Source organism: Pantoea sp. Sc1 (assembly GCF_000255315.1).
In the GTDB taxonomy this organism is placed as follows: Bacteria; Pseudomonadota; Gammaproteobacteria; order Enterobacterales; family Enterobacteriaceae; genus Pantoea; species Pantoea anthophila.
In genome coordinates this window covers 896,019-918,618 of sequence record NZ_AJFP01000001.1, presented here as the reverse complement: position 1 = coordinate 918,618, position 22,600 = coordinate 896,019, and the positions used below count along the sequence as shown (strand labels likewise).

Below are 22,600 nucleotides of genomic sequence, written 5' to 3'. Positions count from 1 at the left end.
GCGAGAAACGTTGATGTCGAATTCTTATGACTCCTCCAGTATTAAAGTCCTGAAGGGGCTTGATGCGGTACGTAAACGCCCGGGCATGTATATCGGCGATACCGATGACGGTACCGGTCTGCATCACATGGTATTCGAGGTCGTGGATAACGCAATCGACGAAGCGCTCGCTGGTCACTGTAGTGACATTGTGGTCACCATCCATGCGGATAACTCCGTCTCGGTGCAGGATGATGGACGCGGCATTCCGACCGGTATTCACGAAGAAGAGGGCGTGTCCGCTGCTGAAGTGATCATGACCGTTCTGCATGCGGGCGGTAAGTTCGATGATAACTCCTACAAGGTCTCCGGCGGCCTGCACGGCGTGGGTGTCTCGGTCGTTAACGCCCTGTCGCAGAAGCTGGAGCTGACCATTCGTCGCGAAGGCAAAGTGCATCAGCAGATTTACGTCCACGGCGTTCCCGAGTCGCCGCTGACGGTGACCGGCGATACCGATTTAACCGGTACCCGCGTCCGTTTCTGGCCGAGCTACGAAACCTTCACCAACGTCCGCGATTTTGAGTATGACATTCTGGCGAAACGCCTGCGTGAACTCTCTTTCCTGAACTCAGGCGTTTCGATCCGTCTGGAAGATAAGCGTGACGGCAAAACGGACCACTTCCACTACGAAGGTGGCATCAAGGCGTTTGTTGAGTACCTGAACAAAAACAAAACCCCGATTCATCCGACCGTTTTCTACTTCTCAAACGAGAAAGATGGCATCGGCGTGGAAGTGGCGCTGCAGTGGAACGACGGTTTCCAGGAAAATATCTACTGCTTTACCAACAACATCCCGCAGCGTGACGGCGGTACGCACCTTGCCGGTTTCCGTGCGGCGATGACCCGTACCCTGAACGCCTACATGGATAAAGAGGGTTACAGCAAGAAAGCCAAAGTCAGCGCCACCGGTGACGATGCCCGTGAAGGCCTGATTGCCGTCGTGTCGGTGAAAGTACCGGACCCTAAATTCTCCTCACAGACCAAAGACAAACTGGTTTCGTCAGAGGTGAAATCGGCGGTTGAGCAGCAGATGAACGAACTGCTGGCGGAATACCTGCTGGAAAACCCGGCAGACGCCAAAATCGTGGTCGGTAAAATCATCGACGCCGCGCGCGCCCGTGAAGCGGCCCGTCGCGCCCGCGAGATGACCCGCCGTAAAGGCGCGCTGGATCTGGCTGGCCTGCCAGGCAAACTGGCGGATTGCCAGGAGCGCGACCCGGCGCTCTCTGAAATCTACCTGGTGGAGGGTGACTCCGCAGGCGGCTCGGCCAAACAGGGCCGTAACCGTAAAAACCAGGCGATCCTGCCGCTGAAAGGTAAGATCCTGAACGTTGAGAAAGCGCGTTTCGATAAGATGCTCGCCTCTCAGGAAGTGGCCACGCTGATCACCGCACTGGGCTGTGGCATTGGCCGCGACGAATACAACCCGGACAAGCTGCGCTATCACAGCATCATCATCATGACCGATGCCGACGTTGATGGTTCACACATCCGTACCCTGCTGCTGACCTTCTTCTATCGTCAGATGCCGGAAATCATTGAGCGCGGCCACGTTTATATTGCCCAGCCGCCGCTCTACAAAGTGAAGAAAGGCAAGCAGGAGCAGTACATCAAAGATGATGAGGCGATGGATCAGTATCAGATCGCCATCGCGCTGGATGGTGCCACGCTGCACACCAACGCCAGCGCTCCGGCACTGGGCGGTGAGCCGCTGGAGACGCTGGTCTCTGACTTCAACAGCACGCAGAAGATGATCAAGCGTATGGAGCGCCGTTATCCGATGGCCATGCTGCGCGCGCTGATTTATCACGACACGCTGAGCGATCTGACCAATGAAGCGGAGGTCACGACCTGGCTGAACGGTCTGGTGAGCTATCTGACTGAACGCGAAGCGCACGGCAGCACCTATCTGGCCCAGGTTCGCGAAAACCGCGAGCTGAACCTCTTCGAGCCGGTTCTGCGCGTTCGCACCCACGGTGTGGATACCGACTACCCGCTGGAAGCAGAGTTCATTCAGGGACCGGAGTACCGCAAAATCTGCGATCTTGGCGGCAAACTGCGTGGCCTGCTGGAAGAGGATGCCTACATTGAACGTGGTGAGCGTCGTCAGCCGGTGGCCAGCTTCGAACAGGCGATTGAGTGGCTGGTTAAAGAGTCGCGTCGCGGCCTCTCTGTTCAGCGCTACAAAGGTCTGGGCGAGATGAACCCGGATCAGCTGTGGGAAACCACCATGGATCCGGACAGCCGTCGTATGCTGCGCGTCACCATCAAAGATGCCATTGGTGCTGACCAGCTGTTCACCACGCTGATGGGCGATGCGGTTGAACCGCGCCGCGCCTTCATCGAAGAGAATGCGCTGAAAGCAGCCAATATCGATATCTGATCGGTCGCAGACCAGACAGGCCATCACCCCGGTGATGGCCTTTTTTTATGCCGCCGCGGCGAATGCCGCGCCCGGTGCTGCGAGACCGATCACGTTTTCCCCCGCCCTGCTCCTTTACGCTTGCCTCTCTTTGCGCCTTCAGCGCGCACAACGTTAATACAGGGAGTTACCTTATGATTGTCTGCGACTGTCACGACTGGAACAGAGAACGTCACGCCTTTCATCCGGTTATCGATCAGGCGATACGCTGGATTACTGACACCGACTTCAGCCAGCTCGACACCGGTAAATATGCCATCCTGCCTGAGGATAAGATGTTCTGCCTGGTGCAGGAGATGATGACCGAACCGGCGAGCGCGCGTCGGGCAGAATCCCACTTCAGCTACATCGACATTCAGTTTCTGCTGGCCGGCAGCGAGAATATCGGCGTGGCCCGCGCCCACCCCGATCAGCGAGTGACCGAGGATTTTGCTCAGCAACGCGACGTGGTCTTTTATCAGAAGACGCTGAATGAGTCGGTGATTACACTGCTGCCCGGCATGTTCGCGATCTTTTTTCCGCACGATATTCATCGCCCCTGCTGCGCGCCGGGTGAACCCGCCATTATCCGAAAAGCCGTGATTAAAATTCACCGCGATCTGTTTACCGCCTGACACTGACGGTCGGCCGGGGGTGCCCGCCTGCTATGAAACTGGTCAATACGCGCTGAATCGCGCTAGCATTGAACCAAACCCAGACGCAACGAGGACTCTATGGCTATTAAATTGATCGCTATCGACATGGATGGCACCCTGCTCAATCCGCAGCATGAGATCACGCCGGGGGTGAAATCTGCCCTTGATCGCGCCCGCCAGCAGGGGGTATCGATTGTGCTGACCACCGGCCGGCCGTTTGTGGGTATCCAGCGCTATCTGATGGAGCTGGATATGCAGACCCCCGGCCAGTACGCGATCAGTAACAACGGCGCGCTGGTTCATCAGGCTGAAGATGGTGAGTGCGTGGCGGAAGTGACGCTGACCTTTGACGACTACCTCTATATTGAGCAGCTGGCACGTGAACTTGGCGTCCATTTCCAGGCGTTCGACAAATCCCATCTCTATACACCCAACAAAGATATCAGCGAATACACCATCCATGAGGCGAGCCTGACCGGGATTCCGGTGCGCTATCGTGCGGTGGAAGAGATGGACCGCGCGACGCGCTTCCCAAAACTGATGATGATCGACCGTCCGGCCCTGCTCGACGCGGCGATTGCCCGCCTGCCAGCGCACGCTAAGCAGACCTACACCATCCTGAAGAGTGCGCCTTATTACCTCGAAATCCTCGATCGCCGGGTTAACAAAGGTCAGGGCGTCAGAATGCTGGCGGAGAAGCTCGGCCTGAAGCAGGAAGAGGTGATGGCGATAGGTGACCAGGAGAATGACCTGGCGATGATTGAGTATGCCGGCACGGGTGTCGCCATGGGCAATGCCATTGATTCGGTCAAGGCTATCGCTCAGTTCATCACGAAAACCAATATGGAAGATGGCGTCGCACATGCCATTGAAGAGTTAGTGCTGTAACCGCCCTGCGCTTTCCGGGCCGCGCTGGCCCGGAACCCGGTAAAAAAGCTGCAGCGCAAAACAGAATCGCGTAATTTGTCGGGCAATTCTTCCTGCACGGGTTTCACCATGTCAGAAAAACAGATCACCTTTGCTGCCCGTCAGCATCAGCTCACCAATATCAATGTCTGGACTGCCGACAGCCAGTGGCTGGCATTTGACGTGCGTCCTTCGGGCGCCTCCTTTACCAGCCAGACCATTGAGCGGGTCAATGTGATGACCGGTGAGGTGGAGGTGCTCTATCAGGCGCAGCACGGGGCTCATGTCGGCGTGGTGACGGTCAGCCCCGATATGCCGCCGCGCTACGTCTGCATTCATGGCCCGGAACATCCCGATGCCCGGTGGCAGTATGATTTCCATCACCGCCGCGGGGTAATCGTTCAGAACGCCACCGCCATCAATCTGGATGCCTGCGATATCACGCCCCCCTTTACGCCTGGCGCGCTGCGGGGCGGGTCGCATGTGCATGTCTTCAGTCCCGACGGTTCACGCCTGAGCTTTACCTACAATGACCATGTCATGCATGAACGGGATACCCGGCTGGATCTGCGCAACGTCGGCATCGCGGTGCCGCTGCGCGCAGTCACGCCGGTTAAGCAGCATCCGCGGGAGTATGACGGCAGCTACTTTTGCCTGCTGGTGAGCGAGACGCATCCGGCACCGCAGCCGGGCAGCGACCAGATCAACCGTGCCTATGAAGAGTGCTGGATCGGTAACCGCGGCTATCAGAAACCGGACGGCCGCTGGCAGCGCTGGGCTATCGCGTTCATCGGCGACACGCTGACGGCGGAGGGAGAGAAGCGTCCTGAAGTGTTTGTTGTTGATCTGCCCGAAGACCTGGACGATTACGCCCGGCCCGGTGCCAGCCCGCTGGAGGGCAGCAGTCAGCAGTTGCCTGCGCCCCCGGCTGGCGTCAGGCAGCGCCGTCTGACGTACGGTCGTGGTCTGGCGCTGCAACCGCGCCACTGGCTGCGCAGTGCGCCCGATGGCAGCCAGATTGCGTTTCTGATGGCAGATGACGGAGGGGTGATCCAGCTCTGGACGGTCTCTCCCAACGGCGGCGAACCGCGTCAGGTGACCCGTCTCGGCAGCAGCATTCAGTCCGCCTTCAGCTGGCATCCTGATGGCCAGGCCGTCGCCTTTATCTGTGATAACAGCGTGATGCGATGTGACGCTGAGAGCGGCGAGTGCCAGCGTCTGACGCGCAGAACGGATGACGCCCCCTCAGGCGACGCGGTCGTCTGGTCACCTGACGGCACGCAGATTGCGTATATGCGTGAGGTGGAGGGCTGGCGGCAGCTGTTTACGGTTGCGGCTGAGGGCGCAGCGGAGGCATAGGCTGCGCCTGCGCCAGGCTCTCCTGCGTGTGCGCCAGCTTTTCGCTCTGCAGAATGCGTTCCCGCGGGGAGTCGAGTGATTTATCTTTGTCGCTGCGGTAGTAGTCCCACGGCAGCAGCAGCGTATCCATCACGGCGGAGAAAGGAAGATCGATCAGCGCCAGCGGCTTCAGCGCCCAGCTGGTGTCCCCGTCGGTCAGCATATCCGCGCTGGCCCGGGTGCCTGGATAATAGCCCTGACTCGCACCTGTGTGTGACATCACGCTGGAACAACCGGTTGTCGCCATTGCGCAGCAAACCATTCCAGCCAGAGGTAAGGTCTTCATCAATTTCATTATCATCATCCCTTCAGCCCTGACATGCGCCGGGCTGAGTTGGCTTGCCAGACAACGTCAACACTCTGGGGCGAAGTCCGTTCGGGTCTGACAAAAGGTGTTCTGAGTGTATGTCATTTCCTGAGATTGGCGAAAAAAATTGCATTCTGCACGCTTGAAAATTCTCCTTTGGCACCCATTTTTAGTTTACGGACGCGCTCACCGTCGCCGAAAGGGACAGTGAGGTGCCGGATCCAGCCTGTCCAGTAGTGGAAGGTTGCCAAAACTTGCTGAAATTCAGGAGTCTTAATATGCGTAACTTTGATCTCACCCCACTTTATCGCTCAGCTATCGGTTTCGATCGCCTGTTTAACCTGCTCGAATCAAACCAGAATCAGAGCAACGGGGGTTATCCTCCCTATAACGTTGAACTGGTCGATGAAAATCACTACCGCATTACCATCGCGGTGGCCGGTTTCTCTCAGAGCGAGCTTGATATCACAGCGCACGACAATGTGCTGACTGTACGGGGTGCCCATCCGGAAGAGCAGGCCGAGCGTAAATACCTGTATCAGGGTATCGCCGAGCGTAACTTCGAGCGTAAATTCCAGCTTGCCGACCACATCGTGGTGCGCGACGCCCGTCTCGAAAATGGTCTGCTGAGTATCGATCTTGAACGTCTGGTGCCGGAAGAAGCCAAACCACGCCGTATTGAGATTCTGAAGTAATCATGAAAAACGCCGCGTCAGCGGCGTTTTTTTTGCCCTGTCACCCTACGGCTGCGTTCGCATCGCGAAACGCTGTCCCAGCACGCCGCCAAACACGTTGATCAGCAGGCCGGCAATAATCACCGAGGCGCCCAGCATCTGCTGTCCGGAAAGATGCTCATCCAGCACCAGCGCAGCAGTAATGATCCCGACCACCGGCACCAGCAGCGACAACGGGGCAACGCGCCAGGTTTCGTAGCGGCTGAGCAGATTTCCCCAGATGGCGTAGCCGACGATGGTGGCGACAAAGGCCAGATAGAAGAGCGCCAGTACCGTCTGCAGCCCGATGTGCAGCAGGCTGCTGACGATAGCCTCCTGCCCCTCAAACAGCAGCGAGCAGGCAAAGAAAGGAATGACCGGCACCAGCGCACTCCAGACCACCAGCGACATAATCGGCACGCTGCGATTCCGCATAATGATCTTGTTGGTAATGTTACCCAGCCCCCATGACAGGGCCGCCGACAGCGTCAGCATCATGGTCGTCAGCGTAATGCCGGCGCTGGTCTGTCCTTCCATGCCTGCCGTCGCCAGCAGAAACATCCCCAGCGTGGCGATGATAATCCCGGTGATGTGGTTCCAGCGCAGCTTCTCCGCCAGCAGCAGCGCCCCCAGCAGCAGGGTAAAGAACGCCTGCGCCTGCAGCACCAGGGAGGCCAGGCCTGCTGGCATACCGAGCTGAATCGCCAGGAAGAGAAACGCAAACTGACCAAAACTGATGGTCATACCGTAAACCACCAGCCAGCGCAGCGGGATCGGCGGACGGCGCACAAAGAAAATGGCAGGGAAGGCGACCAGCGTGAATCGCAGTCCGGCGAGCAGAAAAGGCGGCATCCCCTGCAGCCCCAGCTTGATCACTACAAAATTGACGCCCCACGCCACCACCACGCACAACGCTAACAGCATATCTTTTACCGACATCAGAAACTCCTTGAGCCGCCGTCAGGCGGTGATCGCAATCGGGGTCGCGATATCAGCACAGCACGCTTCCCCCACGATGCGAAAATAGTCATCTACAGCCAGCGCGATCGATTTATCCAGCTCGCCCGCGTTAAACCATAACGTTCCGACCTGCTGCAGCCGGGTATCGACCCGCAGCGTCAGCCGGTCATCAAAACTGAATGGCGGCACCGCGCCCATCACACAGCCGGTCAGCGCCTGCGCCAGCTCCGGCGCGGCGAAAGAAGATTTCTTTCCGCCGATGGCGCGCGCCGCACTTTTAAAATTGATCCGGCAGTCGCCCGGCACAATCGCCAGCAGCGGACGCGGCGGCGCGCCGTCCGGCATGACGACCTCCAGCACCATCGCCTTAGCCGCCTGACCCAGTGCATTACCGCGTATCTGGCTGATCTGGTCGGTCTGCCCTATCGCCTCATGCTCCACGACGCGGTAGCTGGCCTGATGCTGATCCAGCAGCGCGGTGATTTTTTCAAACGTCGTCATATCCCTCTCCTTGTCTGGCCCGGACCGGATTAACTCCAGGCGATAGCGTGTTTCATTTTTTTATCGGTCAGCCCGAAAAAGAATCCCATGGTGATGCGGGTATCACCTTCAACCCGATCAATCTCATGATAAAAAGCGGGATTAAACAGATAGATATCGCCACTGCGTGGTGAAAATTCGCAGACTTCGCTGTGTTCAATCACCTCAGCGGGATAGCCCAGCTCACCGGCCGTTTTGAACCGCTCATCCTCCGGTGCCCATTTTTTGTTGTAGATCCGCAGCGCCCCGCCCGCGTTGCACTCCTGCAGGCAGACCACACAGCTGAGCTGATGGAGAATCTGCGTCACCGCCAGCCCGGTTCCGGCGGCATCACGCACGATATTGTCGTTGTGTAACGGGTTCGCGACGCCATCGGCATGAAACCGCACGATAGAACCGGCATAGTCGCCGTGGCCCGGCTCCTGGGCGATGCGCAGGCTCTCCAGCCGCAGCGCATGCTGAACCCAGAGGTAGATCTGCTCACGCAGGGTGGTGAGTGAAGGGGGCAGCGCCGGCTGGATATCGCGCAGCTCGGTAAAATAGTTATCGGGCTCTGCGGTGTGACGCGCCAGATAGGGACCGAGCGTGGTCAGCGCGCCATTCGGATAGTGAGAAACACGGATCTTTTCCCGGCAGCGCTGCAGATCCGCCACCACCGCTTCCCGCACCTCCGGCGTCAGGAAATTACGCAGCACCAGCAGCGGCACACGCGCCGTGACGATGTCATCCAGCCAGGTCGACTCCACAAACATGCTGGGATTAATCACGCGGAACTGATTGAAAATAGCCATGTTTATCACTCCCTAAACGGAATTTCATAGAGTTCATGATTGTTCATTCGCCGCCAGCTGCCGGCGCTGCCTGGTATTGTCACGGGTTCAGAAGCGATCAGCGTGCAATCCTCCTGTTGCCGAAAATGCATCGTAAAATAGTCAGGCCAGGGGGTGTCGTGGGGATACCACTGCCACGCCCAGGCTTTGTCACGGGTGACGAAAATGGCATTGCCTGCGCTGCCGCCGGGTTCCACCTGCGCCATCTTTGCGCGCAGATAGTCGCGGGTGAAGTCGGCGGGCGTGGTCTGATCGACCAGGTAACGCAGGTACTCTTCTGAATCGAAACGGGATTCCGCCAGGCCAAGCTGGCGGTGGATGGTCGGCAGAAAGCCGTTGTGCATCATGTACCACTGATGACCCGCGCTGTGGCGCGTCAGCGGATGAGAAAAGGCCAGCCCCTGATTTTTACTCAGCGTGGCGTGGCGTACATGCACGGCCAGAAACGGACTGCGCAGCCGATCCACATCGATGTCCGGCAGCGCTTCCGCAAACGCGCCCGTGCCGTGCAGGGTGCGGATCTCCCCCGCTTCCAGCCACAGGCAGCCCCAGCCGTTGGGATGGGATTTAATTGGGCCATCGTGTTCGGCTCCTTCGCCGCAGCTCATGGCGCGCGCCGCCTCCAGAATCTGAGCGCTGTCGAACCTGCCATGCGCCAGAATCATTCTGCACATACTTTGTCTCTCCCGGCGGTCACCGGCTGCGCGGCAATCACCTGCTGAAAAAGGGTCATAACGGGCTCCCGCGTCGGAGCGCTGAGGCTGAAGGTCGCCAGAATGCCGGCGTGACGGGTCAGATCGGCGTAGAGCGATGAGCGGGATGACACCTGCAACGCAGGCAACCGGAGGGGGGTAACAGCGCCCCCTGCTGATGCTGTTCAATCCAGCGTTCCGCCGCCTGCAGCTGTGCGGGCTGGCGCAGGCGCAGCTGGCCGACAGCGCGTGACGTGCTCAGGGCAAAGGCAGGCAGGGTGCCTCCCGCCTCCAGCCGGAAAGTCACCTCAGCCCAGTTGATACCGGTCGCCTCCTCAACCAGCGTCGCCACCCCCATGCCAGAGAGCCGGAACCCCATCTCCAGAAAATGCGGCACGCCATTGACCACAATGAAATCGATATGAAACGCGCCCTGACGGTAGCCAAAGGTTTCGCAGCAGAAGGTCATGAGACTGCTGAACGCGGCGGGTAGCGCCGCTGCTGCCATCGCCACATGCCCCGACTCATAAAAGCTGACGCAGCCTTCGCTGTCCCGGTGCTGCTCAATCACCTTCTGGCAGCAGGTCAGCGCCCGGGGATGCCCCTGCGCGACCACACCCTGTAGCGAAAACTCCTCGCCGATCAGGGCGCTTTCCACGATAAAGCCGCTGAAGCCGCGCCCGCCATAGTTCATGGTCTGCACCAGCTGCTTCACCACGCTGCGCAGCTGATCGGCCTGCTCAATCAGCCAGATGCCCAGCCCGCCGCCGCCATCTACCGGTTTGACGACGCAGGGGTAGATCAGCGCCTGCTCCGCATCCAGAATGCTGAGCGGCGAGGCAAAAAAGCGGAACTCCGGCTGCGGGAAGCGCGGCCAGGCTTTTTTCAGCGCCATGCGCTGCGCATATTTATCCAGCGGGATAAAGGCGGCGGGCGCGTCCGGCCCGGCCAGCATGTCGCGCAGTCGCCCGGCGCTGGCGTTGTAGGCTTCAAAGCCCGCCAGCACCACCAGCGGATGCGCCAGTAAACCGGCGTGCAGATAAGCCTGCATCACCTCCCACGGATTCTCAGGGCGGTCGAGGCGAATAATCAGATCAAAAGGCAGCGCCAGGCTTAGTGACTGGTAATCGACAAAGTCGCCCATTTCCGCCAGCACGGTGAAATAGCCTTCGCGCTTTGCCACCGCGCAGTAAGGGTTCTGTCCATCGCGGGTGGCGCCAATTTGCAGAAAAATCTTTTTCATCGCCTCGCCTTACCGGGTTATCGCCCGGAGATGACTTCTGTCACCGTGTCGTTGAGCACACCGTTACTGACCTGAATCACCGCTTTATGGGGATCGAAGCGCAGCACGCGCGACAGGGGATCGGAGCTTTTGCCCTCCAGCAGCGAACTGACCGGCTTGCTCTGCCAGCAGTGGCGCATCTGTGTCAGCGTCATGCCGGAGAGGTGCGTTAACGCCCTGGCCAGCGCGCCATCCTGACTGCGTTGCTCAAGCAGGTCGCGGATAGCAGCCTCCTCCAGCGCGATCTGCTGCCCGGTCAGCCAGTGACCGAGCTGCTGGCCCTGTCCCAGAAAGGGCGAGTAGATCATGCAGATCAGCTGCGCTTCGCTGAGGTCAAACGCCTGCACGGCGAACGCGGCTGCGCGCTGCCGCTGCTGCCGGATCGCGGCGTCATCCTGATAGCGCGCCGCCATCTCGTCGATCAGCTGCGGGGGAAAATCCTTCTTCACCATCAGCCCCAGCGCAAAACGCACATATTCACGGATCCCCTCGGCGTAGCTGCGCTGCAGAAGCGTTTCGGCCCGCAGTCCGCGCAGATGCGCCATCAGCGTCGGGTTACCGCAGTCGGACTCAGAAAAGCTGAACATCAGTTCATCAAAGCGGAAGCCCATAAAGTCGCTGAGCAGCGCCCAGTGCGCACCCGCTTCATAGGCCGTGTCCTGATAGATATTGAAGAAGAGCGGATCGCGCGCCAGCTGGTGGGTGATGCGGTGTGCGGGGGTGAGCTGGCCGGCCCCGTAAATGTCGCTGAAGTAGCGCTCTGCGACGCCATCCAGCGTCTGCAGGAACCCGCTGAAGCCACGGCTTTTTTCCGCGACCGGCGCATCAAACAGTCGTGAGAGGTGCCGCGCCCAGGCCACATAGGCGGCCTGCTCCTGCGGCGAATCGCCGGTGATAATCATATCCACCCCGCCGTTGTAGTCCGCCGCCAGGCCAAAGGAGTTGACCATGCTGAGGTTGCAGGCATTGCAGAAGGTGGAGCGCGCATCGGCGCGAAAGCGGTGGCCATTCATCAGCACATCGTTGCGGTTCTGCTCACGCACGCTGTCCGGCATCGGCAGATCGCGGGCGAAAGGGCGGATCAGCAGACCATCCACCACCAGACAGGTCACCCGTTCATCGTCATGCATCGCCAGCGACTGATAAACGCGATGAATATTATCCATGACGCTCTGGTTCATCGCCGCGTGACGGTTAGTGCTGACCCGCAGATGAAAGGTGGCGCCCTGCTGCTGCCAGATCAGCCCCTGAATGTAGCGCACGTAAGCCACCATGTAGCTGCTGTCTTTGCCGCCGCCATAGGCGAGCAGGACGCGGTTGTTCTCAGGCTGCTTATCGGGTAACGCCGCCAGCAGACGGGCCGAACAGCGCTGAGCCGACGCGATGATGGCCGGTGAGAGATACGCTTCCATTGCTTTCATCATGGCGGGCAGATTATTCATCTTTCACATTTTCCTTAGGTGAACGGCCTGCCGTTATGGCCACAGGCCCGACGGCAGCCGGGCGCTGTGCGCCGTTTAGCGTCATGAATAATTAAGAGATGCAGCCTAAAGTACTTTGAATGTACTCTGTTGAATATGCACAGATCAGCGCGATATGGGGTGGAACAGATGACCGGGGTTATCGGGGAACAGGAGAGTCAGAGCAGCCGTTATCGCCAGATAGCAGAACAGATTAAACAGGCGATCCATGCCGGTTCACTGGCACCCGACAGCCGTCTGCCCTCGGTGCGCACCCTGGCGACACAGTACAATGTCAGCCTCACCACTGCCCTGAAAACCCTGCGTACGCTGGAAGATGAGCGCTACGCCGTCGCCCGCCCGAAGTCGGGCTTTTTTGTTGCCCCACAGCGGCCCGCTTCGCGTGCGTTACCCGCCGTCAGCGAACAGCCGCGCGCCATCGCCCCGCTGGATGAGCAGACCGAGCTGCATCTGGCGATGCTCGGATCAGACTGCCGGGTGCGCCTCGATCTGGCGAACGGCGACAGTGCCCTCTATCCGATCAGGCGGATCGGCCTGCTGATGCGCCAGATGGGTTACAGCAAACCTGCCCTGCTCGGCAATACGGTGAAGGGCACCGGCTATGCGCCGCTGAAAGCGGAGATTGCCCGGCGCGCGGTCGATTACGGCTGCAATATCAGCGCCGACGATATTCTGATCACCAACGGCTGTATTGAGGCGATCTCGCTGTCACTGCGCGCCACGACCCAGCCAGGCGATGTGGTGGCGGTGGAGTCCCCCTGCTATTTCGTCCTGCTGCAGATGCTGCATAACCTCAATTTACGGGTGATTGAAGTGGAAGCCGGGCCGGAAGGCTATGTGAATGTGGCAACCCTCACCCGTCTGTTTCAGCGCAAAGCGGTTCGGGTCTTTCTGACGCTGTGCAACGTCAACAATCCGCTGGGAAAAAGCATTCCCAACGAGCAGAAAGCCTATATTGCGCGCCAGGCCGATGAAAACGATGTGGTGATCATTGAGGATGATATTTTTGGCGATACCGCCTTTGGTGAGCGTCGCCCTTTCCCGATGCGCGCCTTCAGCCCCAACGCTATTCTCTGCAGCGGCTTCTCGAAAACCGTGGCACCCGGCATCCGCATCGGCTGGGTCCACAGCGTCAACTACATGCGTAAGATCGCCTCGCTGAAATATACCTCCACCATGGGCACCTCGGTGCTGTCGCAGGCCGCGGTGGCGGAACTGCTGCGCAGCGGCGGCTATGATGCTCACCTGCGCAAGCTGCGGCGCGAACTGGCGCGGCAAATCAGCGAAATGCGTCAGTCGGTGCTGCGGGAATTTCCGGCCGGGACAACGGTCTCTGACCCGGAAGGGGGATATGTGCTGTGGGTCGCCATGCCGCCGCAGGCGCTGAACGTGCGCGAGCTGTTTCTGAAGGCGCGCAACGCGGGTATCGGGATTGCGCCGGGCCATATTTTTGCCACCGATCAGCGCTACGATCACTGTTTCCGGCTGAATGCCGGTTTTGGCTGGAATGCGGAAGTGGAACAGGCGATCCGACAGCTGGCGCAGTGGTGCCAGCTGTCGTTAACCGACGCGCAGGCTTAGCTGTCGCGCCAGGCGTTCTCCACCTCTTCCGCCAGAATCTGCACCGCCCGCTCGATGTTCTCCGCATCCGGCACGTAGTTCATCCGCATACACTGGTGGGTGTGCGGCCACGCCTGCTCCAGCCCCGGAAAGAAGAAGTGGCCCGGCACCATCAGCACCCCGCGCGCTTTCAGCCGCTGATAGAGCGTTTCCGTGGTGATCGGCAGATCGCGGAACCAGAGCCAGAGGAAAATCGCCCCTTCCGGCTTGTGGATCAGGCAGCGCTCTTCTGACAGATGGCGGCGCAGGATCGCAATCGTCTGCGCAACCTTCTGCTGATAAAACGGCTTAATCACCTCTTCAGAGAGCCGCAGCAGATCGCCGCGACGAATCATCTCATTGGCGATGGCCGGGCCAATACTGCCGGGGGCCAGGCTGATGATGCCGTTCATGTTGCTCAGCGCAGAGATGGTCTTCTCGTCTGCGATAATGATGCCGCAGCGTGCGCCCGGCAGGCCGAGTTTCGACAGGCTCATGCAGAGAATAATGTTGGGATTCCACAGCGGACGCACTTCGCTGAAGATGATGCCGGGGAACGGCACGCCGTAGGCATTGTCGATCAGCAGCGGCACATCATGCTGCTGCGCCAGCGCATCCAGCTGGATCAGCTCCTCATCGGTGATCACGTTGCCGGTGGGGTTGGTCGGACGCGAGACGCAGATCAGCCCGACCTCATCATTCATCGGCAAATGCTCGAAATCGACATGATATTTAAACTGTCCCTCCGGCAGCAGCTCAATGTTCGGCTTCGCCGACACAAACAGCTCCTCTTCCAGACCGGCATCCGCATAGCCGAGGTACTCCGGCGCCAGCGGAAACAGCACCCGCTTTTTACTGCCGTCGGCGCGGCGACCGGCAAACAGGTTAAACAGATAGAAGAAGGCGCTCTGGCTGCCGTTGGTCAGCGCGATATTCTGCGCGGTAATCGGCCAGCCAAGCTGGTCGCGCAGCAGCCCGGCCAGCGACTCCAGCAGCGTCGCTTTGCCGCGCGGGCCGTCGTAATTGCACAGTGCTTCGCTGAGTTTGCCCTCCTCATGCATCTGCTGCAGCAGCTGCTGAAAGTAGTCGTTCATGGCCGGGATCTGCGCCGGATTACCGCCGCCAAGCATGATGGTGCCGGGCGTACGCAGGCCTGCGCCCATATCTTCCATCAGACGTGAAATGCCGGAATGTTGGGTAAATTTGTCGCCGAACTGAGAAAAGGACATAGCGGTTAAAAATTTGTGATTGCGAATCGGGGGTTCACCATAACGCCCGCCACCGGCGGGCGCAATGGAAAGGCGTGGTGATTATTTCAGCGCCTGAGGGTTAACGCAGTTTTTATCGACGTTTCCGCCGAGCGCGGCGATAAGATTCTCTACCGCATCCTGCATCATGCCGTAGCGGGTTTCGTGGGTGGCAGAACCGATGTGCGGCAGCGTCACCACGTTCGGCAGCGACAGCAGCGGAGAGTCGGCAGGAACCGGCTCCTGCTCAAACACATCCAGCCCGGCGGCGTGCAGTTTACCCGCCTGCAGCGCGGCGATCAGCGCCTTCTCATCCACCACCGGCCCGCGACCGGCGTTGATCAGTACCGCATCCGGCTTCATCAGTTCCAGCTCGGCGGCCCCAATCAGATGGTGGGTTTCGTCAGTCAGCGGCAGGCTGATGCAGACAAAATCACTCTGCTGCAGCAGCTCTTTCAGTTCGCAGCGCTGCGCGCCAAAGCGCGACTGCGCCTCCTCATGCTCACGGCGGGCGTTGTAGAGGATTTTCATGCCGAAGCCAAAGTGGGCGCGCTGCGCCAGCGCCATCCCGATCCGTCCCATGCCGAGAATGCCCAGCGTTTTATGGTGTACGTCGATGCCGAACTGCGCCGGTCCGATGCTCTTCTGCCAGTGGCCCGCTTTGACCCAGGCATCCAGCTCCGGCACCCGACGCGCGGTGCTCAGCACCAGCGCCATCATGGTGTCAGCCACGGTTTCCGTCAGCACGGTCGGGGTGTGCATCAGCACCACATGACGCGCATTCAGCGCCGCCACGTCGAAATTATCATAGCCCACCGAGACGCTGGAGCAGACGCGCAGATTAGGCATGTTCGCCAGCAGCTCGCCATTCACTTTTCCGCCCGATCCCAGCAGGCCCTCGGCCTGGCGGAACGCCGCAGCGTGCTGCTGCTGGCTCTCTGGCGAAAGATTGCTCACTTCCGTCACGTCACACTGTTCAGCCAGGCGCGCATAGAGGTCGTCAGGCAGTTTTTTATAGAGAATTACAGCGGGTTTCATTCAGTGGCTCCCGATCAAACAAATAAGTAGCGGGCGGCTTGCGGGCCGCCCGGAGAAAACAGAGACTGACGTTTACGCCCGGGCGGCCTCCGTACAGGCCCGGCAAGGCCTGTGCGAACGGAGCAGGCGTTGTGGACCTGCACCGGGCCAGCCCGCTTCAGCGTTTACGCTTTCAGGCCGGTTTTGCGCCCCGCAGCGGCGGCGCTTTGTTCTGCGCCGGTTTCACTATCAGCGTCAGCCACACCGACACCAGCAGAGCCGAACCCATAAAGATGTAGGAGGCTGCCGGGCTGCCGGTCGCCCCATTAAGATAGCCGACGATCCATGAACCGATAAATGACCCCAGTGCACCCATACTGTTGATCAGTGCCATTGCCCCGCCCGCGACGTTGCGTGGCAGCATCTCAGGAATAATGGCGAAGAACGGTCCGTAAGGGGCATACATCGCGGCACCGGCAATCACCAGCAGGGTGTAGGAGGCCCAGAAGTTGCTTGAGCCGACCAGGTAAGAGCCAAGGAACGCCAGCGCCCCCACCAGCAGCAGCGGCCAGACAAACAGTTTACGATTCTGGGTTTTGTCCGACGCCCAGGAGACCACGACCATCGCAATGGTCGCCGCCAGATAAGGCACCGCTGACAGCCAGCCCGCTTCAACCATGCCCATCTGTGTGCCGTTACGCAGAATCGACGGCAGCCACAGCACAAAGCCATACACACCGATGCTCCAGGCAAAATATTGCAGGCAGAGGATGATCACATTGCGGTTGCGGAACGCTTCACCGTAGTTACGCACCGCCTTGATGTTTTCCTGCTCTTTTTGCAGTTCAGCCTGCAGGGCCGCTTTCTCTGCATCGCTCATCCAGCGCGCCTGAGACGGCTTATCCTGCACCAGGAACCACCAGGCAATCGCCCAGATGACCGCCGGAATCCCTTCAATGATAAACATCTCACGCCAGCCGAAGGATTCGATCAGATAGCCCGACACCACCGACATCCAGAGCACCGTGACCGGGTTCCCCAGGATCAGGAAGGTATTGGCGCGCGAACGTTCCGATTTGGTAAACCAGTTACTGATGTAAATCAGCATGGCCGGCATCACCGCCGCTTCCACCACGCCCAGCACAAAGCGAATCGCTGCCAGCATCGGAATGTTGCTGACCACACCGGTCAGCGATGCACAGCCACCCCACAGGATCAGGCAGCCGAAAATCAGTTTCTTCACGCTGCGGCGTTCGGCATAGATTGCGCCCGGGATCTGGAAAAAGAAGTATCCCAGGAAGAACAGCGCGCCCAGCAGCGAGGACATGCCTTTGGTGATGCCAAGATCGTCATTAATCCCGGCGGCAGAGGCGAAGCTAAAGTTTGCACGATCGAGATACGCCAGGCTGTAGGTGATAAACACGATGGGCATGATGAACCACCAGCGTTTTGGCGCGATTGTCTGCTTTTTCATCGGGAACTCCTGTGTCTGTAGAGGGGCGCGTGAACTACTCGTCGCCCAGTTGCTGACGCGTCGGCAGACCTTCGCTGTCACCAATGACCTGAATCGCCATCGAACCAATTTTATTGCCGCGGCGAATCGCCTGCGGCAGCGTCTGACCTTCCAGCAGGGCGCTGATCACGCCGACGGCAAAACCGTCACCGGCCCCTACGGTGTCGACCACGTTGTCGACTTTTATCGCCGCAACCTGTCCCTGTTCACCCTGTGCGGTTTTGTACCAGGCGCCGTCACAACCGGTTTTAATCACGACCGCTTTCACACCCTTATCGAGATAGAAATCTGCAATCGCTTCCGGCTGACGGTAACCGGTCAGGATCAGCCCCTCTTTTTCGCCTGGCAGTACCCAGTCGGCATACTCCGCCAGCAGATTGAGCTGCTTACGCATCTCCTCTTCACTGCGCCACAGCACCGGCCGCAGATTCGGATCAAACGAAATGGTTTTCCCGCGCGCGCGCATCTCTTTGGCCGTGTGCTTCAGCAGTTCCAGTGAACTCTCCGAGAGCGCTGCCGCCACCCCGCTGAGGTGCAGATGGCGTGCCGAGCCAAAGTAGTCCGCGTCAAAATCGTCAACCGACAGATGGCTGGCCGCCGAGCCTTTACGGAAATACTCGACCAGCGGGTCAGAGCCATCATCGACTTTGGATTTCAGCTGGAAACCGGTGGGATAACGGTTATCGACCGTGACCCGGGCGTGGTCAATACCCTCTTTTTTCAGCTGCTGGCAGATAAAGCGACCAAAAGCGTCATCGCCAACCCGGCTGACCCAGCCCACTTTCAGGCCAAGACGCGCCAGGCCGGTCGCGACATTAAGTTCTGCGCCTGCTGCGCGTTTAACAAAGGTCTCTGCGGCGGCGAGATCGCCGGTTTCACGGGCGACAAACATCGCCATCGCTTCCCCGATGGTGACCACATCAAGCGGACCGGTGTGATATTGGGTGTGATGACTCATTTTTACTCCTTACACATTGCGCAGCAGCGACACATAGTGGCGCGTCACCGCAATCAGATCGTCGCCTTCCAGCGGAAATTCAATACCGCGCGGCACCGAGCCGGGCAGCTGTTGCAGCAGGTCACGCCAGCCAGCGTCCGCCTCATCCAGCGCAATTGCCCGGAAACTCTCCTGATGCGGAACGGCGGCTTTGACGTGCACATAGCCGACCTGCGCGGCCAGCTGCTGCGCGGCCTGGAAGGCGTTTTCGCCGGTCCAGCACCAGTTCCCCATGTCGAAGGTCATCGTGATCGGTAGCCCGGCTTCTCTGATCGCCGTGAAAAACGCGACGGAGGGGGCGAGTTTGCCCTGTTCGGTCTGATCGTTTTCCACCGTCAGTTCACACGGCAGTGCTGCCAGATGCGCCTGCAGCGTTTCACGGTGAAGTGCGCCGGTGAAATGTCCCAGCGCGACTTTCAGCCGCTGCGCATTTAACTGGCGTGCTTCTTCAACGTAGTGGGTTATGCGCGGATTGATTTCGCCGCCGTCACAAAACAGCGTATCGGGCACCGAATAGCTTGCCTGAAGCTGATGCTGTGCCACCGCCTGCGCCAGGGCGGGCAGATCGGCCAGCGCCGCGTCATCAAGCAGTTCGCGGCGGATTTCGACGCCATCAGCACCAGCCTGCTGAATGATCGGCAGCAGCGCAGTCTGGCCGCCGAGTGCGGCGATCTGCGCATGGCCATAAGCGGCGGTCACCACAATGATGTCAGGTTTCATGTTCTGCTCCATGGCAGGTTTTTGCGCGTAGCGGATACAAAAACCCTAAATGGAACCGGTTCCAAAGCAAAGCAGCAAACTGTGAAACTATGATCGTGCTCACGAAGCGAGCACGAAGAGCGGTCTGAGGCTTACAAACGCAGGATTGTACGCTAAGTGCATTTCAGTCAGTTCCGCTGAATGAAAAAAGTGAGGATTTTTATCATTTTAAGAGGGATGCGGATAGCTATGAAGTCATCGTTACTGAAAAGCGTTAGCGGGATTAATGCAAAAACGGATCGGAAAAAACAAAAACCGTCATTTTATGATGCTGGTAAATTTAATTCCTTTGTTTCCATCCTATTATTGCTCAGCGTCATTTATAGTCGGTAATAAGACAGCAAACGGAGGTTTTGCAGATGAAATGGATTTTAATAACACTATTACTTGCTTCAGGATTAACAACGGTTTCAGCCCAATCCGATCAGGACATAGAAAAGGAACTCTCCACTGCCACTCTATTTTCGATGGGCTTCAATGGATTTATTACGAAGTAAATGCCGCAACAACTGATATACGAAAAAACTTTAAAAGATAACAACTCCGTAAAGATATTTGAAAGTGTGATGGAATCTGCAACCGCCACGCCTGAAGGTAAAGCCTGGGCGGCATGCGGTCTTTGGCAGAAAAAAGAGATAGACAAAATAAAAGTAAGAAAAGAATATAACGATCTGCCTGTAACGCTATTAACGGGCGACATCCTCAGGCAGGAATCCTTAGAAAAGGTTATCGAAAATATACGACTACACGGATGCAAATTAAGGAGATCGAAATGAGAAACATAGATAAGTCAGAAGCCGAACGCGTTGCTGGCGCCGTGAATATGAGTGATTCAGGCGAGCCAGAAAAAAATTTATTATCTTCGGGGGAAGCCCGGATGAATGGTTTGATAATATAAAAGTTTTCTCGACGCCAGGCCCAGGCCCTCTCAGCGTGTGTGCTGTTAATTTAACTCACTCCGGCCTGCCTTTGTAAGCCAGTAAGAAGCCTGTCCTGAGCAGGCTTCTTTCGTCCCTTTCGACAATACCTTAACGGCACACTCTCTGATTTGCCCGCTCAGCCCGAAGTAAGAACAAACCTGCACCTCAGGGAAGCGGCTGGCTGGAGCCGCGAACAATCAGTTCGCCGGAGAACACCTGTTCGGCAACCGGCAGGTCACTGCCATCAATACGGGCAATCAGTCGCTCCAGCGCACTGAAGCCAATCTGCCAGGTCGGCTGTTTCAGCGTGGTAATCCCGACACCGGCCAGCGCCGCCCACTCCAGTTCATCGAAACCGAGCAGGCCGATATCGCGGCCCCACTGCAGGTTGAGTCGCTGCAGCGATCGCGCCACCTGCAGCGTCAGCGCCCCGTTGGCGACCATTACCGCACAGCGTTTGCCCGCATGCTGCTGATGGAATGCCAGCAGCGCCGCGTCGAGCGCATCGGGCTGATGCAGCACCACTTCCACATTCTGATGCTCAACCTGCGGATGCGCCGCCAGCAGATGGCGGAACGCCTGCAGACGCTCGCGGCGCGTATTGACACTGCCCAGCGGCTCACTGAGAAACATCAGTGCCTCATAGCCATTGTCGACCAGATGGCGCGTAGCGGTTTCCGCGGCTTCGGCGTTATTCAGGCCCACCACATCGCAGGGAAAATCGGGGATTTTGCGGTCAATCAGCACCATCGGCAGCAGGGACTGCTGCAGATGATTCAGCACCTCTTCGCGCATCCCGACCGCATTGACTACGATGCCTTCAACCTGATAACTGCTCAGCAGCTGGAGGTAGTGCTGCTCCAGATCCACTTCGTTGTTGGTATTACACATCAGCAGCGTAAAGCCCTGCTCTCGACAGGCGGCTTCAATGCCACTCATGACATCGACGGAATAGGGGTTGGTGATATCGGCGATAATCAGCCCAATCAGGCGCGTACGCCCGCGTTTCAGACCGCGTGCCATCTGGCTCGGACGATAGCTGAGGTCCGCTATCGCCTGTTCAATCCGCGCTTTCAGATCGGCGGAGAGCAGATGCAGTTCACCGTTCAGATAACGTGAAACGCTGGTTTTACCGGTCCGAGCCGCGTGAGCAACATCGCTGATGGTGGCGCGAGGCGGCCTGGTTTTCATGAGATATCCTGCAAAATTATAAATTCGGCAGAGACTAGCACAAGCGCAGCCCGGAGCAAAAAGCGCTACGCCGGTAATTGCAGCCAGGGCTGCCACAGGGTCTGTAACGTCTCCGGCGGCGCACCCTCGATCAGCCGGACAATCATCTCCGCCACCTGCTCTCCGGCCTGATGTGGCGTTGCCTGACGAATCGCGACAATGGGATGATCGAGAATCGCATCCCCCGGTAATCCCTCCCAGCCTGCCAGCAGGATGGCATCCTCACCCGCTGCGCGTCCGGCCTGATGCAGCGCCACAGCCGCGCCTTCCGCCAGCGCACCACAGTCGGTGATGATCACCTCCGGCATCGGCCCCTCTGCCAGCCACTGCCGGGTCTGCTGATAGCCGGCACGGCGCGTCGGTGCCACTGCCGCCATCGCATAAGGCGCGAGATCACCCAGCGCCGTCAGATAGCCCTGACGCCGGTCGCGCGCGCGGCTGCTGTTCTCCTCACTGCCAAGCCAGGCGATCCGCCGCCGTCCCTGTGCCAGCGACCACTCCACCGCCAGCTGCGAACCGGCAAGGTGGTCAACATCAAACCAGGCATAGGTGGCGGGCAGATCGCTGCGGCCCAGCGTCAGAAAGCGAAAATCGGTCTGCAGCAGCGCATGAAGCCGACAGTCATCTGGCCGGGTGTGGCCGATAATCAAAGCATCGACAGCCCCGCTGCGCAACAGGCGGGTGAGCGCCGGAGGATTCTGCTGCTTATCTGTCAGCAGCAGCAGGTTAATATCATAACCGGCCAGGTGATGCTCCAGTGCCAGTAACATGTCACTGAAATCGCTGCCACTCAGAGGCGAAGCCCCCGGCGGACAGACCAGGCCCACCGCATTAGCGCGACCGGTTTTCAGCCGTCTGGCCGCCGCATTAGGCCGGTAGCCGCGCCGTTGCGCCTCCGCTTCGATGCGTTTACGCGTCTCCTGAGCGACATCCTGGTAACCATTGAGGGCGCGGCTGACGGTGGTGACAGAGAGACCTAAAACCGCCGCGATGGCTTTAAGAGACATAGGGGAATTTCCACTGATCAATTTTTGATCAGGCTACCATAAAGCCTCTGCTGGCTCTATCCACAGAACGCTTTCTGGTGCTTTTAACGTGAGGCTTTCCAGAAAA

Annotated in this window: 22 protein-coding genes; 8 read left to right on the top strand and 14 right to left on the bottom strand. The window is 58.7% G+C overall.

The genetic code is table 11. The features are described 5' to 3' along the window. Positions 1 to 13 precede the first annotated feature (13 nt). The 4 genes from gyrB (at position 14) to S7A_RS04370 (ending at position 5,361) form a co-directional block, all read left to right on the top strand. Positions 14 to 2,422 carry a DNA topoisomerase (ATP-hydrolyzing) subunit B gene (gene gyrB, locus S7A_RS04385; protein ID WP_009088286.1) on the top strand — a complete coding sequence of 803 codons (2,409 nt, stop codon included), beginning with the start codon at positions 14 to 16 and terminating at the stop codon, positions 2,420 to 2,422. A 173-nt stretch (positions 2,423 to 2,595) separates the two neighbouring features. Continuing rightward, positions 2,596 to 3,075, top strand: coding sequence for a YhcH/YjgK/YiaL family protein (locus tag S7A_RS04380; protein WP_009088284.1), 480 nt, complete (start codon positions 2,596 to 2,598; stop codon positions 3,073 to 3,075). Between the two features lie 99 nt (positions 3,076 to 3,174). Beyond that, positions 3,175 to 3,984 carry a sugar-phosphatase gene (yidA, locus tag S7A_RS04375; RefSeq protein WP_009088282.1) on the top strand — a complete coding sequence of 270 codons (810 nt, stop codon included), beginning with the start codon at positions 3,175 to 3,177 and terminating at the stop codon, positions 3,982 to 3,984. A gap of 108 nt (positions 3,985 to 4,092) precedes the next feature. Beyond that, a complete protein-coding gene (locus tag S7A_RS04370; protein ID WP_009088280.1) occupies positions 4,093 to 5,361 on the top strand; it encodes a DUF3748 domain-containing protein in 1,269 nt (422 codons plus the stop codon). Here the strand turns inward: S7A_RS04370 and S7A_RS04365 are convergent. Beyond that, positions 5,327 to 5,695 (bottom strand): YceK/YidQ family lipoprotein, encoded by a 369-nt coding sequence (locus S7A_RS04365; RefSeq protein WP_033736117.1) that lies wholly within the window; start codon positions 5,693 to 5,695, stop codon positions 5,327 to 5,329. The genes S7A_RS04370 and S7A_RS04365 overlap by 35 nt on opposite strands. A 290-nt stretch (positions 5,696 to 5,985) precedes the next feature. Here S7A_RS04365 and ibpA point away from each other — a divergent pair, with 290 nt between their 5' ends. Then, on the top strand, positions 5,986 to 6,402 hold the full coding sequence (ibpA, locus tag S7A_RS04360; RefSeq protein WP_009088277.1) for a small heat shock chaperone IbpA: 417 nt from the start codon (positions 5,986 to 5,988) through the stop codon (positions 6,400 to 6,402). A gap of 45 nt (positions 6,403 to 6,447) precedes the next feature. Here ibpA and S7A_RS04355 read toward each other — a convergent pair whose 3' ends face one another. The 6 genes from S7A_RS04355 to S7A_RS04330 all read right to left on the bottom strand — a co-directional run bounded on the left by S7A_RS04355 (position 6,448) and on the right by S7A_RS04330 (position 12,166). After that, positions 6,448 to 7,359: an EamA family transporter gene (locus S7A_RS04355; protein ID WP_009088275.1), complete on the bottom strand. Its 912-nt coding sequence runs from the start codon at positions 7,357 to 7,359 to the stop codon at positions 6,448 to 6,450. Between the two features lie 21 nt (positions 7,360 to 7,380). Beyond that, positions 7,381 to 7,881, bottom strand: a complete 501-nt coding sequence (locus S7A_RS04350; protein ID WP_009088273.1) for a YbaK/EbsC family protein — start codon at positions 7,879 to 7,881, stop codon at positions 7,381 to 7,383. Between the two features lie 29 nt (positions 7,882 to 7,910). Continuing rightward, the gene (locus S7A_RS04345; protein WP_009088271.1) at positions 7,911 to 8,711 is read right to left on the bottom strand and encodes a hypothetical protein; all 801 of its coding nucleotides are present in this window, start codon (positions 8,709 to 8,711) and stop codon (positions 7,911 to 7,913) included. A 5-nt stretch (positions 8,712 to 8,716) separates the two neighbouring features. After that, on the bottom strand, positions 8,717 to 9,424 hold the full coding sequence (locus S7A_RS04340) for a class II glutamine amidotransferase (RefSeq protein WP_033736116.1): 708 nt from the start codon (positions 9,422 to 9,424) through the stop codon (positions 8,717 to 8,719). A gap of 118 nt (positions 9,425 to 9,542) precedes the next feature. Beyond that, the gene (locus tag S7A_RS04335) at positions 9,543 to 10,685 is read right to left on the bottom strand and encodes an acetyl-CoA carboxylase biotin carboxylase subunit family protein (protein ID WP_009088267.1); all 1,143 of its coding nucleotides are present in this window, start codon (positions 10,683 to 10,685) and stop codon (positions 9,543 to 9,545) included. Positions 10,686 to 10,702: 17 nt separating this feature from the next. Continuing rightward, positions 10,703 to 12,166 carry a hypothetical protein gene (locus S7A_RS04330; protein ID WP_009088265.1) on the bottom strand — a complete coding sequence of 488 codons (1,464 nt, stop codon included), beginning with the start codon at positions 12,164 to 12,166 and terminating at the stop codon, positions 10,703 to 10,705. A 168-nt stretch (positions 12,167 to 12,334) separates the two neighbouring features. Between S7A_RS04330 and S7A_RS04325 the strand changes: the two genes are divergently transcribed. Next, entirely contained in the window at positions 12,335 to 13,786 is a 1,452-nt protein-coding gene (locus S7A_RS04325; RefSeq protein ID WP_009088264.1) for a PLP-dependent aminotransferase family protein, read from the top strand. Here the strand turns inward: S7A_RS04325 and S7A_RS04320 are convergent. The 5 genes from S7A_RS04320 to S7A_RS04300 all read right to left on the bottom strand — a co-directional run bounded on the left by S7A_RS04320 (position 13,783) and on the right by S7A_RS04300 (position 19,298). Further along, the gene (locus S7A_RS04320; RefSeq protein ID WP_009088263.1) at positions 13,783 to 15,033 is read right to left on the bottom strand and encodes a valine--pyruvate transaminase; all 1,251 of its coding nucleotides are present in this window, start codon (positions 15,031 to 15,033) and stop codon (positions 13,783 to 13,785) included. The two genes, S7A_RS04325 and S7A_RS04320, sit on opposite strands and share 4 nt — an antisense overlap. 81 nt (positions 15,034 to 15,114) lie before the next feature. Beyond that, positions 15,115 to 16,089 carry a glyoxylate/hydroxypyruvate reductase GhrB gene (ghrB, locus tag S7A_RS04315; protein ID WP_009088261.1) on the bottom strand — a complete coding sequence of 325 codons (975 nt, stop codon included), beginning with the start codon at positions 16,087 to 16,089 and terminating at the stop codon, positions 15,115 to 15,117. Positions 16,090 to 16,261: 172 nt separating this feature from the next. After that, a complete protein-coding gene (locus S7A_RS04310; protein ID WP_009088258.1) occupies positions 16,262 to 17,542 on the bottom strand; it encodes an MFS transporter in 1,281 nt (426 codons plus the stop codon). Between the two features lie 34 nt (positions 17,543 to 17,576). Then, a complete protein-coding gene (locus S7A_RS04305; protein ID WP_009088257.1) occupies positions 17,577 to 18,539 on the bottom strand; it encodes a sugar kinase in 963 nt (320 codons plus the stop codon). 9 nt (positions 18,540 to 18,548) lie between these two features. Continuing rightward, a complete protein-coding gene (locus tag S7A_RS04300; protein ID WP_033736115.1) occupies positions 18,549 to 19,298 on the bottom strand; it encodes a hypothetical protein in 750 nt (249 codons plus the stop codon). 536 nt (positions 19,299 to 19,834) lie between these two features. Here S7A_RS04300 and S7A_RS04290 point away from each other — a divergent pair. Continuing rightward, positions 19,835 to 20,113, top strand: a complete 279-nt coding sequence (locus S7A_RS04290; protein WP_009088253.1) for a hypothetical protein — start codon at positions 19,835 to 19,837, stop codon at positions 20,111 to 20,113. After that, positions 20,110 to 20,235 carry a hypothetical protein gene (locus S7A_RS21725; RefSeq protein WP_255348907.1) on the top strand — a complete coding sequence of 42 codons (126 nt, stop codon included), beginning with the start codon at positions 20,110 to 20,112 and terminating at the stop codon, positions 20,233 to 20,235. Before S7A_RS04290 ends, S7A_RS21725 begins: the two co-directional genes overlap by 4 nt. A 187-nt stretch (positions 20,236 to 20,422) precedes the next feature. Here S7A_RS21725 and S7A_RS04285 read toward each other — a convergent pair whose 3' ends face one another. Together S7A_RS04285 and S7A_RS04280 are read right to left on the bottom strand one after the other, a co-directional pair. Continuing rightward, a complete protein-coding gene (locus S7A_RS04285) occupies positions 20,423 to 21,448 on the bottom strand; it encodes a LacI family DNA-binding transcriptional regulator (RefSeq protein WP_009088252.1) in 1,026 nt (341 codons plus the stop codon). 65 nt (positions 21,449 to 21,513) lie between these two features. Continuing rightward, on the bottom strand, positions 21,514 to 22,494 hold the full coding sequence (locus tag S7A_RS04280) for a LacI family DNA-binding transcriptional regulator (RefSeq protein ID WP_009088250.1): 981 nt from the start codon (positions 22,492 to 22,494) through the stop codon (positions 21,514 to 21,516). Between the last annotated feature and the right edge of the window lie 106 nt (positions 22,495 to 22,600).

Coding starts and splice junctions, on each gene's coding strand:
- ghrB (WP_009088261.1), bottom strand. CDS start 16,089: ATGAAACCCGCTGTAATTCTCTATAAAAAACTGCCTGACGACCTCTAT.
- S7A_RS04345 (WP_009088271.1), bottom strand. CDS start 8,711: ATGGCTATTTTCAATCAGTTCCGCGTGATTAATCCCAGCATGTTTGTG.
- S7A_RS04305 (WP_009088257.1), bottom strand. CDS start 18,539: ATGAGTCATCACACCCAATATCACACCGGTCCGCTTGATGTGGTCACC.
- S7A_RS04285 (WP_009088252.1), bottom strand. CDS start 21,448: ATGAAAACCAGGCCGCCTCGCGCCACCATCAGCGATGTTGCTCACGCG.
- S7A_RS04355 (WP_009088275.1), bottom strand. CDS start 7,359: ATGTCGGTAAAAGATATGCTGTTAGCGTTGTGCGTGGTGGTGGCGTGG.
- S7A_RS04310 (WP_009088258.1), bottom strand. CDS start 17,542: ATGAAAAAGCAGACAATCGCGCCAAAACGCTGGTGGTTCATCATGCCC.
- S7A_RS04320 (WP_009088263.1), bottom strand. CDS start 15,033: ATGTCCTTTTCTCAGTTCGGCGACAAATTTACCCAACATTCCGGCATT.
- yidA (WP_009088282.1), top strand. CDS start 3,175: ATGGCTATTAAATTGATCGCTATCGACATGGATGGCACCCTGCTCAAT.
- S7A_RS04370 (WP_009088280.1), top strand. CDS start 4,093: ATGTCAGAAAAACAGATCACCTTTGCTGCCCGTCAGCATCAGCTCACC.
- S7A_RS04380 (WP_009088284.1), top strand. CDS start 2,596: ATGATTGTCTGCGACTGTCACGACTGGAACAGAGAACGTCACGCCTTT.
- gyrB (WP_009088286.1), top strand. CDS start 14: ATGTCGAATTCTTATGACTCCTCCAGTATTAAAGTCCTGAAGGGGCTT.
- S7A_RS04340 (WP_033736116.1), bottom strand. CDS start 9,424: ATGTGCAGAATGATTCTGGCGCATGGCAGGTTCGACAGCGCTCAGATT.
- S7A_RS04300 (WP_033736115.1), bottom strand. CDS start 19,298: ATGAAACCTGACATCATTGTGGTGACCGCCGCTTATGGCCATGCGCAG.
- S7A_RS04325 (WP_009088264.1), top strand. CDS start 12,335: ATGACCGGGGTTATCGGGGAACAGGAGAGTCAGAGCAGCCGTTATCGC.
- S7A_RS21725 (WP_255348907.1), top strand. CDS start 20,110: ATGAGAAACATAGATAAGTCAGAAGCCGAACGCGTTGCTGGCGCCGTG.
- S7A_RS04280 (WP_009088250.1), bottom strand. CDS start 22,494: ATGTCTCTTAAAGCCATCGCGGCGGTTTTAGGTCTCTCTGTCACCACC.
- S7A_RS04350 (WP_009088273.1), bottom strand. CDS start 7,881: ATGACGACGTTTGAAAAAATCACCGCGCTGCTGGATCAGCATCAGGCC.
- S7A_RS04335 (WP_009088267.1), bottom strand. CDS start 10,685: ATGAAAAAGATTTTTCTGCAAATTGGCGCCACCCGCGATGGACAGAAC.
- ibpA (WP_009088277.1), top strand. CDS start 5,986: ATGCGTAACTTTGATCTCACCCCACTTTATCGCTCAGCTATCGGTTTC.
- S7A_RS04330 (WP_009088265.1), bottom strand. CDS start 12,166: ATGAATAATCTGCCCGCCATGATGAAAGCAATGGAAGCGTATCTCTCA.
- S7A_RS04290 (WP_009088253.1), top strand. CDS start 19,835: ATGCCGCAACAACTGATATACGAAAAAACTTTAAAAGATAACAACTCC.
- S7A_RS04365 (WP_033736117.1), bottom strand. CDS start 5,695: ATGAAATTGATGAAGACCTTACCTCTGGCTGGAATGGTTTGCTGCGCA.